General features: G+C 56.7%; 8 protein-coding genes. 4 read left to right on the top strand and 4 right to left on the bottom strand.

Going from position 1 to position 14,694, the window contains the following annotated elements:
• Positions 1-195 precede the first annotated feature (195 nt).
• From BDE40_RS03195 to BDE40_RS03180, 4 genes are all read left to right on the top strand, one after another.
• Positions 196-1,959: a PQQ-dependent methanol/ethanol family dehydrogenase gene (locus BDE40_RS03195; protein ID WP_134012760.1), complete on the top strand. Its 1,764-nt coding sequence runs from the start codon at positions 196-198 to the stop codon at positions 1,957-1,959.
• Between the two features lie 112 nt (positions 1,960-2,071).
• Positions 2,072-2,773, top strand: a complete 702-nt coding sequence (locus BDE40_RS03190) for a response regulator (protein ID WP_134012758.1) — start codon at positions 2,072-2,074, stop codon at positions 2,771-2,773.
• 138 nt (positions 2,774-2,911) lie between these two features.
• On the top strand, positions 2,912-3,997 hold the full coding sequence (locus BDE40_RS03185) for an FIST N-terminal domain-containing protein (protein WP_246030343.1): 1,086 nt from the start codon (positions 2,912-2,914) through the stop codon (positions 3,995-3,997).
• A gap of 6 nt (positions 3,998-4,003) precedes the next feature.
• Positions 4,004-6,217 (top strand): hybrid sensor histidine kinase/response regulator, encoded by a 2,214-nt coding sequence (locus BDE40_RS03180; protein ID WP_134012754.1) that lies wholly within the window; start codon positions 4,004-4,006, stop codon positions 6,215-6,217.
• Positions 6,218-6,233: 16 nt separating this feature from the next.
• Here BDE40_RS03180 and iolB read toward each other — a convergent pair whose 3' ends face one another.
• The 4 genes from iolB to lhpI form a co-directional block, all read right to left on the bottom strand.
• Positions 6,234-7,040, bottom strand: a complete 807-nt coding sequence (iolB, locus tag BDE40_RS03175; RefSeq protein WP_134012752.1) for a 5-deoxy-glucuronate isomerase — start codon at positions 7,038-7,040, stop codon at positions 6,234-6,236.
• Between the two features lie 128 nt (positions 7,041-7,168).
• Positions 7,169-10,903 (bottom strand): translocation/assembly module TamB domain-containing protein, encoded by a 3,735-nt coding sequence (locus tag BDE40_RS03170; RefSeq protein WP_134012750.1) that lies wholly within the window; start codon positions 10,901-10,903, stop codon positions 7,169-7,171.
• Positions 10,903-12,702 carry an autotransporter assembly complex protein TamA gene (locus tag BDE40_RS03165; protein ID WP_134012748.1) on the bottom strand — a complete coding sequence of 600 codons (1,800 nt, stop codon included), beginning with the start codon at positions 12,700-12,702 and terminating at the stop codon, positions 10,903-10,905. The genes BDE40_RS03170 and BDE40_RS03165 overlap by 1 nt, the downstream gene beginning before the upstream one ends.
• 286 nt (positions 12,703-12,988) lie before the next feature.
• Complete coding sequence (lhpI, locus tag BDE40_RS03160) at positions 12,989-14,680, bottom strand: cis-3-hydroxy-L-proline dehydratase (RefSeq protein ID WP_342774993.1); 1,692 nt, start codon at positions 14,678-14,680, stop codon at positions 12,989-12,991.
• Between the last annotated feature and the right edge of the window lie 14 nt (positions 14,681-14,694).

Below are 14,694 nucleotides of genomic sequence, written 5' to 3'. Positions count from 1 at the left end.
CTTAAGGCTGTCCGCGCCGAGCGCCTGTGAGTCGCATCAAAACCATGATGCCGCCTCGCTGTGTCAAGGCGCTTGGGGTCTTACGACCAATGTTCAATATCTAGAAACAGTCTTTCTAAGAATACTCGCCCTCGGGTCGGTCTGCGCTCTGGATTGGTGCGCGACCTTATTGGAACGGCAAAGGGAGGAACCACAATGAACAGGTTCGTAATGGCCGTGACAGCCGCAGTTTTGGCAACAGGTGTTGCACATGCGGAAGTCACCGAAGAAATGCTTCTGAACGACACGGCGTCGACTGGCGACGTGCTAACGAACGGTATGGGGCGTCATCTGCAACGCTACTCGCCGCTGGAAACGCTCAATAAGGACAACGTCAAAAATCTGGTTCCTGCGTGGGCCTTTTCGCTTGGTGGCGAAAAACAGCGCGGGCAAGAGACACAACCGTTGGTCCACGAAGGGGTGATGTATATCACCGGATCGTATTCACGCATGTATGCGATCGACATCAAAACAGGCAAGGAAATCTGGCAGTATGACGCCCGTCTGCCTGAAGGCATCCTGCCTTGCTGTGATGTTGTGAACCGTGGGGCCGCGATCTTTGGCGACAACATTTATTTCGGTACGCTTGACGCACGGATGGTGGCGCTGAACGCGAAGACCGGCGACGTCGTCTGGAACAAAAAGATTGCCGACTACAAAGCGGGTTATAGCTACACCGCTGCGCCGCTGATCGTCAGAGGCTTGGTCATCACCGGCAACTCCGGCGGTGAATTTGGCATCGTTGGCGAAGTGCAAGCCCGCGACGCTGAAACGGGTGATCTGGTTTGGACGCGCCCCGTGATCGAAGGTCACATGGGCACCCTGAACGGTGAAGAATCTACCATGACGGGTGAGCTGAACGCGACTTGGCCCGGTGACATGTGGAAGACAGGCGGCGGGGCCACATGGCTTGGCGGATCATACGATGCCGACACGGACACTTTGGTGTTTGGTGCAGGCAACCCTGCCCCTTGGAACAGCCACCTGAGGAACGCCGGCACACCGGTTGAGGGCAACAAAGGCGACAACCTGTATGCCGCTTCCCGCATCGGCATCGACCCTGCTACGGGCGAGATCAAGTGGCACTACCAGACCACCCCACGCGAAGGCTGGGACTATGACGGCGTGAACGAAGTGGTGGCCTATACCGACCGCTCCGACAACAAGCGTTGGGCCACGGCTGACCGGAACGGCTTTTTCTATGTGCTGAACCGTGAGGACGGTAAATTTGTCTCGGCTGTGCCTTTCGTGAAAGACATCACTTGGGCGGAAGGCATCGACGACACCGGTCGCCCGATCTTCATCGAGGAGGGTCGCCCGGGCGATCCAACGGCAGCAGCCGATGGCAAGAAAGGCGAAGTTGTCTTTGCGTCTCCGTCCTTCCTTGGTGGCAAGAACTGGATGCCGATGGCGCACTCGCCCAAGACAGGGCTGTTCTATGTGCCTTCCAACGAATGGGGCATGGATATCTGGAACGAGCCGATCACCTACAAAAAGGGGGCTGCCTATCTGGGCTCCGGTTTCACCATCAAGCCGAACTACGAAGACCACATCGGCAGCTTGAAGGCCATCGACCCCGACACGGGTGAAATCAAGTGGGAGTTCAAGAACGACGCTCCTCTGTGGGGTGGTGTAATGACAACCGCAGGCGGTCTTGTTTTCACCGGTACTCCAGAGGGTAACTTCATCGCATTTGATGACGAGACAGGCGAAGAGCTTTGGTCCTTCCAGACCGGCTCCGGCATCGTTGGTCAACCAATCACGTGGGAGCAGGATGGCGAGCAATATGTCACCGTGATTTCCGGTTGGGGTGGCGCTGTTCCACTTTGGGGTGGTGAGGTCGCCAAGAAAGTGAACTACCTCAACCAAGGTGGTCTGCTATGGACATTCCGTCTGCCAGCACAGCTTGCGGCTAACTAAACCGATCAAAAAATATTGGACGCCCCCTTCTATAAAGGGGGCGTCTTTCTTTTCTTGGACTAAGACCTTTTGGTAAGTGACCGCGACCGTGTCAACGCGCTAGTCTATCCTCATGACACCACATGGCTTGCCCACATCTGATCCTATCAAGCAGCAATTGCAGCAAGGCTGGGCTTTGATCATTGACGATCATCCCCTCTTTTGCGACGCGTTGGAACTCACGCTGAAGTCGGTCGCAGATTTCAGCGAAGTGGCAACGGCCGATTGCCTTGAAGCCGCGCTTCAACGGCTCGACGGGCAAACGCCACCTTCGTTGATCCTGCTTGATCTCAACCTGCCAGACGTGAGCGGCCTTGACGGGTTGATGCGCTTAAAGCGTCGCGCCGAAAAGTCACCGGTCGTGATCGTGTCTTCTATGACTGACAACTCAATCATCAACGGTGCCATCGTCGCCGGAGCCTCGGGCTTTGTTCCAAAACATAGCCGCCGCTCGATCTTCAAAGAGGCGATAGAACACATCGCAAATGGGGGCATATACAAGCCATCCGGTTTCGTTGAAGGAAGCGCCTCCGAGGAAACGGGAGAGACCGTCTCGCGCCTTTCCTCGCTGACCAATCAACAGGCCCGTATTCTGGAGCTGATCTGCGAGGGCAAGCTCAACAAACAGATCGCCTACGACCTGTCGATTGCGGAGACCACGGTCAAAGCTCATGTCACTGCGATTATGCGCAAACTCGGCGTTCAAAGCAGAACACAAGCCGTATTAGTGGCGCAGGATGCTAAATTTGCAAGGGTCTTGCCAAGCTCTGATTGAGCACCGTATCGTCGGGCTCAGGGAGATTAATTCAGCATGTTGGTTGACGGTGGGACTGCAGACGTAACCGCATTGAACGACCGTTCTCATTCGGGCATTTTGTGTACTGCGCAAGTGCCGTGGACGAACACGTCTCCTGTGACTCAGATACACAAAGAGCTTGGTTCGACCCATTTCAGCGCAGTCGCGTTGTTCGTCAGCCCCCTTGCCGATTTCAGCTATGTGGTTGCCGAAGCCGAACAGTGTTTTCCCGATACGGATGTTCTCGCCTGTACGACGGCCGGAGAGATTGGCAACACCGGGTATGACGAAGGGCTCATTGTTGCGGTCGGCTTTCCCAAGTCAGGGTTTGCAACCAAATCCCTGCTGATTGAGGGCATTCAGGACCTGAACGCCCAACCCGTCATCGACCGTATCGCTTTGGAACGTGTTGCTTTGCAGGATCAAAATCCTGACATGGAACACGGCTTTGCCTTCCTTGTGGTCGACGGGCTGTCACTTAGCGAAGACACCTTGGCCGCGACAATCTCCCCTGCCCTGCGTGACCTGCCAATCTTTGGCGGTTCGGCTGGCGACGGGATTGATTTCAGTGAGACGCTCGTTGCCTTGAACGGCAAAATTTCCAGCAATGCGGCTGTTCTGACCTTGATGAAAAGCCGCCACAAAGCTCGTGTCTTCAGTCTTGACCACCTTGTGCCCACCGAACGGCAAATGGTGGTGACCGAAGCTGATCCGGACCGGCGTATCGTTAAGTCGATCAACGCAGAACCCGCCGCTCGTGAATACGCGCGGATTGTCGGCAAGGACCCCGAACAACTCGACCGGTTCACTTTTGCCTCGCATCCTGTCGTGGTGCGGATCGGCGGCACCCATCATGTTCGGGCAATTCAGCAGGTAAACGATGCGGGTGAATTGGTTTTCTTCTCTGCTATCGACGAAGGAATGGTTCTGACGGTCGCGAAACCGGACAACATGGTCGAACACCTTCGCCGCAAGATGGAAGAACTGTCCAAGGACGGTGTTCCTGCCAACATCATAGGGTGCGATTGCATCTTGCGGCGGATCGAGGCCGAACAAACTCAGATGAGCCGAGAGCTTTCCGATATCTTGTCCTCCTTTCGGGTAACCGGATTTTCGACCTACGGCGAACAGATTGGGCCTTTGCACGTGAACCATACGATGAGCGGCGTTGCCTTCTACCACACCGAGCCATCTTCAGAGTGACCTCAGATGTCGTTGATTAACCCCGCCGATTCAATCGAGCGCCAGAACGAGAAGCTGTTGCAGATCGCGCAGTCTCTCATGCGACGTGTGGAGCAAAAGAACGAGCAGTCCGGCCTTGCCTATCAACAGTTCGAACGCGCCGCGTTGCTGGAGACGCAAGTTCGCGAGCGCACGCGTGCGCTGGAGCGAACGCTTGATTTGCTTCAAGATTCAAACGCTCGCCTTGAGGTCGCAAATCTTGAAACGGAAACTGCGCGCGCCAACCTGACTGAAGCGATCGAAACGATCAACGAAGGGTTCGCACTCTTTGACACCGAAGATCGGCTGGTTCTCTCCAACAGTCGTTTTTGTCGCGACTTGCTGGATATCGAGGAACGGCTGGTCGCGGGACTTCCGTTTCAAGACTATGTTTCTTTGATCTCCAGCAGTCGCTTCCTTGCTCTGCCCGAGAAACAGCAGCCCCAAGAATGGGCCCAGAAACGGATGCAGCGCCACGGCGACGAGCATGTTGTGTTTAATGTCCGGCTTCTTTGGGACCGTTGGTTGCAAGTCAGCGAACACCGGACATCTCGTGGCGGCACCGTTATCTTGCAAACCGATGTGACTGACATCATCCGGCTGGAGCGTCAGGAACGCGACAAGATGCGCGACCAGCAGGCCAAGATGCTGCAAGCCACTTTGGATCATCTGAACCAGGGGGTCTGCATTTTCGACCACAACCAAATTCTTGTCGGTTGGAACAAGAAAATGGACGGTATGCTCGCCCCCCCGCGCAGGCGCGCAGCGATAGGTATGGAATTTTCCACGCTGTTGGACCGGTTACGGGATGATCTGGTTTTCCATGACGGATTTGACGCCGAACATCTCAGCAAATGGGCCAACCATTCCATCAGGCGTCGGCCCATGGCGTTCGAAGTTAGTCGTGGTGGCACTCAAATTTTCAACGTCTTCGCGCAGGAAATGCCGGATGGCGGGTTTGTGATCAGCTTCACAGACGTCACCGCAGAGCGCGAAACCGCGCGGGCGCTGTACGAGATGAACGAGTTTCTTGAACGTCGCGTTCAGGACCGCACGCAAGAACTGGGCGTTGCACTGGCAGAGGCCGAGCGGGCCAATGCCTCTAAAAGCCGGTTTGTGGCAGCGGCAAGCCACGACCTCTTGCAACCGCTTTCCGCAGCAAAACTCTTCATCTCCTCGTTGCCCGACAAGGTCGAAAATCCGGAAGCACTGGAGGTTATCGCAAAAACCGAAACCGCATTGATGGGCGCGGAACAAATCATTGAGGCCCTGCTCGACATATCAAAACTCGATGCAGGCAAGGCGGTCTTTAAAGTTCAGCCGCTCAGCCTGTCGCGCATCTTCGCCCCGCTTCGCGACGAGTTGTCTCCGCTGGCAGACAAAAAGGGTATCGAGCTTAGGATTGTAGATTGCGATTTGAGCGTGCGCAGCGATCCGGGCTATCTGCGCCGGATCGTTCAAAATCTCGTATCCAACGCGATCCGCTATACCAGCCAAGGTCGGGTACTTGTCGGTGTAAGACGCGTTGGGGAACGTGCAAAAATCGAGGTCTGGGACACCGGACGTGGCATCCCAGAAAGCGAACAGCGTACGATTTTTCAAGAGTTCCACAGGCTTGACGCCACCAATTCGGAGGCGGGGCTTGGGTTGGGTTTGGCGATTGTTGAGCGTGCCTGCAAGGGTCTGGAGCACGAGTTGAACCTATGGTCCGCACCAGGTGTCGGGAGTTGTTTTTCACTGATGGTTCCAGTCAACGATGCGAAAACGGAGCGTGCGCAACCTGAAGAAGCCCCTCAATCCCGAGACGCAAAGAACCTGCATGGCCTTTTATTCATGCTTGTTGAAAACGACCCCCAGCTGGCAAGTGCCATGTCGATGATGATCGAGGGCCATGGCGCGTCGGTTATCCATGCAAATAGCGCTGAAGAAGCGACCGCCCTGCTTCATGAAATCGAACTGATACCCGATGCGATGCTTTTGGATTACCACCTCGGCTCCGGTCGGACAGGCACCGAATTCTACGAATCTCTGTCCGCTGATTATCGGGACGTCCCAACCGCCATCGTATCAGCCAACCGCTCCAAAGAGTTGAAAGACACATGCAAACGCTTGTCGCTGCGCCTGCTTGAAAAGCCGATCAGCAAAGAGAGCCTGAGAGGCTTCCTGTCCCAAATCCCGACGGCGCGCCACGTAGAGTTTTAGGCCATTCCCGATGTCATTAGGCGTCGCGGTCCATGATCCACTTCACCTCCGGTGCTGGTAGGAAGCGCCATTTCCGAAGCGGCCCGGCCATCACGTTCAGATAGTACATTTCGAACCCATAAGGCGCGCCGCAAGGATGGTGTCCACGCGGCACCAGAACCACATCCCCATCGGCCACCGCCATCGTCTCGTCCAGTTGCCCGTCGTCAGTATAAACGCGCTGAATACCAAACCCGTTGGCCGGGTTTAGCCGGTGGTAGTAAGTCTCTTCGAGGTAGGTAATCCGTGGGAAGTCATCCTCGTCGTGGCGATGACTGGGATAGGAGGACCAGTGTCCCGCTGGCGTGAATACTTCGGTCACGAGCAAACTATCCGCGTAGTCTTCGTTCTCCATTGCTATGTTGTTGATGTGGCGTGTGTTGGTGCCTTTACCGCGCTCTGTCAGCGTGATGCCATCCGGCCCGATCCGGCGCGCTTCATGTCCGCCCTGCCCCGGTGCGGAGCAGACCGCGATGATGCACTCGGTTTCAGCCACCGCCGCCCAATCGGTTCCGTTCGGCAGGTAAAGACAATGCGGCGGCGTCTTTTCAAACACGCTCATCCGGTCCCCTAAAACGCCCCAATCACGGTCGGCGCCGTGTATCGCAGCCTTTCCTTCAACCATGACAAGGATCACCTCGCGATCACCCGTCGCTTCCGCGATGCGTTCACCGACCCGCAAACGATGAAGCGCGAACCCGACATAACGCCAGCCAGCCGATTCAGGCGTGATGTCATGCACCTTGCCGTGGGTGCCGAATGGTTTTCGCTGAAGATCCGCCATATCGGGGCTACCTTTCGTTTTGATCAAGAACCTGAACTACATCAGCGCGTGCCGACTGCCAGAAACCCTGCCTCTAACCTTGTGCCACCATATGGCGCATTAGGATAGGGCCGGGCTCAGTACACTGGCTAATAGTCTTTCTCGAAGAACACACCGATCCCCGTGTCGCCGTCACTGCTCAGGCGGCCGCGAACAGTCACTGTCGGGCTGACCTCAAGGTTGAGGTTGATCTGGCTTTCTCCGTCACTCTTGACGGTGACATCCGTGTAAATGTTGTCCGAGATATACTTGCCCGCTTTCGCTTGCGTGTTGCCGTCCGCGTCGGTTCCTATATCCAGATCGTCGACACCAAGCTTGTCGCGGAGGCCGTCGGTCAGACTAGTCCCGCTCCGCCCCGCCAGCGTCTGAACGGCCAAAGCCAATTGAACCGCCTGAAATGCCGAGATTTGCGTTACTTCCCGTCCAAACAGCAACAAGGACAGCGCTTCTTCCTCTGGCAGCTCTGGCGACGAGGTTACTGTCACTTCCGGCTCGGATGCCAAGCCCTCCAACAGAAGACCAACCGTGACGTCCTCGACCTGAGACGTCGCGGCGAACTTGATTACCGGATCAAAGTCACCGCGCAATCGCACAGACCCTTCGGTCAGGTTTAGCCGTCTTCCCAACAAATCCAGACGACCGCGGATCAAATCAAATCCACCGACGGGATTCACGTTATTGGTGGTACCTGTCAGGCCCAAAGTGCCGCCCAGTTCCGCATCTAATCCTCGTCCGCGTACGAACAGGCGGCTTGGAATGCGTAAAGTCAAATTCAGTGGAAACCCCGGGGAGCCCCTCTCTGCGGTATCGTTTTCCTTGTCCAAACCCGCAAAGCGAAGCGTTCGTCGAACATCTTGCGACGGGTTCAAGTGGCGCAGTCCTTCCAGTGCGGAATAGGAGGGGCCAAATTGCGGTATCCTGATCTCTGCTGTTTCGACGTCAATTACACCCCCAATTGCGGCTCCACCAAGCAGCGCCCCATTTACAGTCAAGCGCCCCCCAAGGGTGGTTTCAAACAAGGACGCATCGCGCAAGGTGACGCGCTGCAGGTCGGCAGCTAACTGGGCGTTGTAGGGGGATGTGAGCGAGACCGGTCCGCTCAACGTTACCCTCCCGCCGGTAGACACGCCCGCTTCAAACGACAACTGCGCCTGTCCACCAGAGAGCCGGACCTGCCCGTTGATTTGGTTTAGCGCCGTGCTTCGCGCCGGAATGGCCAAGCGGCCGTCAACAAGGCTCACTTGTCCGGATACGGATTGCAACGCCGGTGGTCCGTTCACCTGAAGATCGAACCGCGCAAGTCCGGTCAGGTTTTGCCCCGGTAGACGCGCATTGATCAATGCCAGAGGGGCCGAGCCGTTCAATGCGACGGCGACCGTCGAAAAATCCTCTGCCACACGACCGTTGGCCGCAACGGCAACGCCACCGGGACCTTGTCCTGAGGCATCAATAGCCCAGGACTGCTGCTGCTTCACCGCAGTCCCGCTGACATTTGCCGGTCCGGGAAAATCGGGGACGATCAAGCCCAGATTGGCAAGTGACACGCGGTAGTCCAGTTGCCCCGACTCCGGCCCGAAGCTTCCACTTACCTGAGCATCAATGGCCGACCCGTCGACTTCCAGACTTCGAATGAGTGTGACGCCCGCGACATCGCGCGTTGCGGATAAATCGAACCGCGTGGCCCCTCGTAACAACGGCTCGAGCGTTGGTTGACCAAACGCAATTGATTGCGTCTGACCGCTGGTCGAAAGATCGAAACTGCCTCTCAAAATGTCCGCATTTCCCGACGCTTCGAGGTTTATCCCACCAGAAAGCCCCTGCCCTGCCAGCTTGGAGAATGCCGACAGGCTTTCAACAACTGCTGTAACCGTGCCATCTACAAGAAGGTTGTCATCTTTGAAGCCCCGCACCGTGCCGCGATAATCTGCCTGCGTTCCGCCGGGCAAGGACGCGGTTGTAGCAATGGTCCAAACGTCGGCGTCTTGCGTCGCTTCAACCGTAAGGTCGGCGGCACCACTCAGCTCGGGGAGGGCTTTGGCAACATCAGGCAATTTCGCACGCAACATGGCCACGCTTCCGTCTGTCTGTAACGTGGCGCTTGCGTCTATGCTTGCGTGGTCCGTCGCTATTTTCAGAGGCTCTGCCTTCAGCCCGTTCTCGTCACGCGAAAGCCCCAAGGTCAGCTTGCCCTCACCCGATAACAATGGGTCGAGTTGGGCGATACCGGTGGCAAGGTTACGCGTTGTCCCGTCGAAATTAAGATCTAGAACACCGGTCAAAGGTTCCAGTGCCCCGGCAACGGCGAGATTCGCAGCGCCCGATAGATCAAACTGAGCAAGTCCGGCAAAACGAGACAGATCCTCGGCGATCACCTGTAGGTCAGGGATAACTTTAATAGCCTCAACGCTGTCGGTCGCATCGACCGAAAGCGCACCCGTCAGGCCATAGTCGCTGCCCGACAGGTCAATTTCACGCACACTCAGCACGCCGCTATTGGCCCACTCAAACAGGAGCCCGCCGCGCAGTCGATCCCCGACAGCTTGCGCGAGCGCCGCATCTTGTAAAGCGATGCCCTCAACCTCCAGCTGCAAGGTTCCGTCAACACTTCCGGCAACTTTTTCAATGGTGCCCGCAGCATCGAACTTGGCCAAGTCCAGCCGCAGACCGGTTTGTTCCACCCCGCTGGCGCGTCCCAGAAGTTGCCAAGCCTCACCAGCCTCGGCATCAAATGTTCCGAATAACTCAACTCGCTTAACCGACGTCGCAGGTCCGGGAAGCGGCAAGACGACGGTGACGCCTTCCGGTGGCACAATTTCACCATCCAGTTTCAGTTTATTGGGCCAGCCATCCGCACCGATTTCGGCGGATCCCTTTATTTGCATTGCAGCGGTTTGGAGGTTCAATTCATCAAGGTTGATACCGCCATCCACCGAACGGTCCCCTCGTGCTATAAGCTGGATATTGGTGCCAAGAAACTCGGCGAATTCCGGCACGAAGACCGGCGCCACGTCTCCGCTCAAATCCACTGCGAAGCCGGTGCCACCGTCGGCATCCGTTTTCAGCTCAACCACGCCTTGAAGGCGATCTTCACCATCGGTCGCAAGCAAAATATTCGCACTGAAATCAGTGACCGGATCATCGCCTTGAACCGTGAGTGTGATCGACGGGTGGCCGGGTATGTTGAGCAATTTTACCGCGATCCCGTCCGCAGGTTCAGACAGGTTCAAATCCAGTAACAGGTCGCGCGAGGTGTTGTCGAACTCAGCCGCCAGACTGAAATTCCCAGCTTGGTCCAAGCGTTCGATTTCAAGCACAGCAACCCCGGCACCGTTGGCCAAACGTGCATTTCCCGAAACGGATACTTGCGCCGCTTCCCCGAACACCCCGGCAGCGACGTTGACAGCCCCGATCTTGAGGCTGTCGACATTGACCGACACAGGCAGGTCGGGCAGCGAAAATGCCCCGCGCGCCTCTGGAGTAGGTAATGTTGTGTCTGGAGCTACCGGCTGCCTGATCAGATCAATTGTATCAACTGATATTTCGGCAATCTCGATTTGACCGCGCAACAACGCGGAACGGTTCCACGCCAGAGAAACACCGTCTGCGCTGAGCCAAACCCCTTCCGTATCGGCAACGGTAATACGCTCGACAGTCGCACGCGCACTGAGCGCACCCTCGAACCCTTCGAGCGTGACCTTCCCGCCATCGCTGGACAGCGCGTCCTCCAGCAAGCCCTGAATATAGCCGCGGTCGCTGTTTTCCTGCTGTGCGAACGCCGCAATCGGGGCAAACACAAGCAGCAAGCAAAGAAGCAGACCCCGCATCAGAATGCCTGCCCTATGCCGATATAAATTTGAACGCCATTTCCAGTGTTACCAGCAACAGGGGCAGCAACGTCCAGCCGGATCGGACCCACCGGTGTTTTGTAGCGCAGGCCCAGGCCTGCCCCCGCGTGCCAGTCACCATTGCCTAAACTGTCCGCGCCAACATATCCGGCGTCCACAAATGCAACGACTCCGATCGTGTCGGTGATCGATTGGCGCACTTCACCGGACAGGCCCGCGAAAGAGCGGCCTCCCAAAGATCCACCGGCGACAGGTGTTGCGAGTGATTGGTAGGGTTGGCCACGCACCGTACCACCACCGCCAGAGTAAAACAGAAAGTCGGGTGGCGCGTCTTGCGCTGTCACGCCGATCAACGAGCCCAGCTGCAATCTGCCAGCCAAAACCGTCCTCTTTTCAGCGCCAACCGCATAGTAACCTCGTGCATCGAAGCTCAGATGAGCCCCGCTTCGGCCCTGAACTGACTCGTAAAACGGTGTCGCCTTACCTTTCAGATATATCCCTTGGGTTGCATCCAGCCGGTCATCCCGCCCGTCATAAGTCAGCGCAATCGGGAAGCTGAACATCTGCAAGGTCCGCTTGGTATTCGGGGTGGCGTATAGGTCGGTCACGCGCGAATAACTGTACCCGATCCCAAGCTCGCCCGTCAGCCGCTCGCCGAATTCATGCGAAGCACCGATAGCCAGCTCGACCTTCTTCTCGATATAGGCTTCTTCGTCGGTGTAGTAGGTCCCGAATTCGGCAAAGAACAAGGTGTCAGGGCCATACACAGCCGGTTTTTCAAGGCGGAAGGACAACGCATAATCTATGCCGCTCGACGTTCCGCCGATCTGGGCGATCTCCGAGTCGATGCGAAACAGTTCCGCCCCACCCAGAAAGTTCCGGTGCAGCCAATACCCAGACACGGTTAGACCGTCCAAACTGGACAGCTCCAACCCGCCACCGATGCGACGTGGCTTTCGGTCGATGACGTTGATCTGCATATCAAGCGTGCCATCTTCAGATATCTCGTCGGCCTCTGTCACCTGAACCGACTTGAAAGTGCCGACTTTACGCAACCGCGCGGCAGCCTTTTTCACAGCGTCAGGGTCAAAGACCTTACCGCTCGGCAGGCCTGCGATGTTTCTGACGCGCTTCTCGCGCACGGCTGTCTCGCCAGTGACCGCGACTTTACCGAAGGTGGCCCGCCGCCCTGTCGCGATCGCTACGTCCACATCAAGCTGTGCCGTATTGTGCCGCGCCAACACCGACTGATCGGCAACCTCCGCTTTCGCGTAGCCAACTTGTCGCCAGTCTTCGACGACCTCTTTCACCGTACTGCGGACGACATCTGCAAGCGCAGGCGCGCCCGTTTTGAAACCGGACTTCAATGGGCTGGTGTCAACCAACGGACCGATATTCGCTCTCCCGAACCGGAAAGGACGTCCGGGTTCTACGCGAATTTGCACAACGTCCACGCGCGCAGGTTCACGAAATGGATCGATGAGCGCCGCCTCGCGGCCGTCCACAAGCACGCTCACGACCGATGAATAATACCCTTTTGAGTACAACACTTCGATGAGTTGGGCATATTCCGACCGTGCGGCCGTGATCACATCACCGGTCGTTACATTCCCGTCCAATGTCCTCATGACTGAATTTGCCTGCAGGCTTTGCTGCAACTCGGCGTCCGCGCTGCCGATCAACTGCACATCCACGCGCTCAAGCGCGCTCGCACTTCCGGAAAACACTATCCCGAAAATGCCAGCGGTTAAGAGACGAATTAGTTTATACTTGATCATCGACGTTGCACCCTAGACCCAGACTATCCGAGGCGCGCGCAAGCCACCATCGCTTTAGCGCATCTCGGCATCAATCGTGCTTGACCCGACCAGCCGAACACGCGCTTCTCTTTCAACGCGCGCCGCTTCTTTTTTGTTCCCAATCAATGCTGCCATTTGCGTTGGTCAAGCTGCACTTTCTCCGGTCTCTTCGCGCTTTATTTCAACCTCTGCAAGACAAAGCGCCACGGCAAACACAAGTGTGAACATGGCTCGCAAAATCTCCGCCCAACTCAACTTTTGAAATTCAGAGCAACCATGACGGAGGTTCAATACCCGCATGCCCTGTGACCGCGGCTTGCACGCACTCTTCCAGACTTCCAAATCGCACTTCGCACCCTGTCAGACCGTTAGCGTAATGGGAGTATTTCCCCGAGTTGGTCATGAGAATTTTGGTTTCAGGAGGGAACACAGGCTCCGTGATCGAGCACCAGCAAATATCGGCAATGACTTGAGCGCCAGCACACCGAAGCACGTCAACTATGCCCTCCAACACCGCGTCTTCCAACACTTTTCGACCGACTGTTACGATCATGGCAGTCTGTGGGTCACAGGTCTTTCCATGCAGAAATTCTGCGAGCTTCCGGCATTCTGAGAGCGAGGCATGAGGGCTTCCGATCGCGACAAGGTCGACCTCTGCATCGCCCGTATTGAACTCCTGCCAAACCAAAGCCAAATCGCGCGGTGTAATATCGAAAACCGCCGCGTGGGCCACGAGCGGTTGCTCACCCTCTGGCGTATGACCACGGACATGCAGCATCGGAGCCGCCGAGGTCGTGCCAAACGCCGCGCATAGTGCTTTCAGGTCATCGGAGGATGGCGAGGCATGCTCCAATCCCGTCAGAACAGGAATGCCGCTGGGCGATTTGCAACCTGCCAACCATCCCAACATCGGCCACAGGGCGTCATCATAGGTCTCGGGCAACACGACGCGCAATTCACACACAGGCGCGCGATTGGCGTCGAGATACACGCCGGTATTCGGTGCGCGACCCGTCATGGCTATGAACAAGTCCAGGTAATCCGGGTGTTTCTCGGTTCGTGCGCCGAGCACGGAATTTGCATAGATCACAGCATTCGACTCGGACCAGCCAATGGCCTCGCCCAATTGTGGCGTGTCGTCCAAAAGGTAGGGGGCGCAGGTAAAGGTCGCGCGCGCGCCCATATTCACATAGGCATCTGCAAGACGGCTGGCTTTATTGCCAAAATCAGGTACCACCCCTTGAGATGACCAATTTTTGCGGTCGACCGAAATCGCGTTGATCGTGGTGGGTATGCGGGTCTTCGCCCCCATCTTGTGCATCTTTTCTGCGAAGTCGAGATTGGCATCATGGGCAAGAATACAGCCGTCGATATGCGCGCGGCTCACATCGACAAGATCACACGCGACTTGCGACGCCGCCATCATGCACAAGACTTCCATCGCAACTTGCAGCGCTGGCCCTTCTTGACCGGTCAGCATGGCTCGGTCGGTGTCATTCAAAACCAATTCATCCAGATCAGGATGTGATAAGGCCACTGCCTGCCCGTCAAAAAACAACTCGTTCCCGCTAATTTTTGCGACGGTTGCTTTGGACAAGTCGTCGTAGACCATTGGGGAGAGCCGTAATATGGCGACCGGACGGTCGAAAAGGCGCTCGGCGATCATCGCGCCCAGTGTCAGGATGTCCTCATCTTCGCGAAACACGAGCGCGGCAGGGGCGCAGCCATTCCGGGCCAATTGCAACAAGACCCCACTGCCGCTGCACGACCCGCGCGAGCTTGGCATCAAAACAATTTTTCCGGCAAGGCAAGCTCCGTGATCGGGATGGTGAGCATCAATGATCACCCCCGTATCAGGATCGACTCCGCCCCAAAAACTCAGCCCCTCCACACAGGTCAGGACGTCCCCTTCGGCGTTGTTTTGGACAAGGATCATCGCAGTGGGTGCGTCGGGCACTTTCAACATCCTCG

The organism is Litoreibacter halocynthiae, assembly GCF_004365635.1.
In the GTDB taxonomy this organism is placed as follows: domain Bacteria; phylum Pseudomonadota; class Alphaproteobacteria; order Rhodobacterales; family Rhodobacteraceae; genus Litoreibacter; species Litoreibacter halocynthiae.
This window is presented reverse-complemented; position numbering and strand designations above follow the sequence as displayed.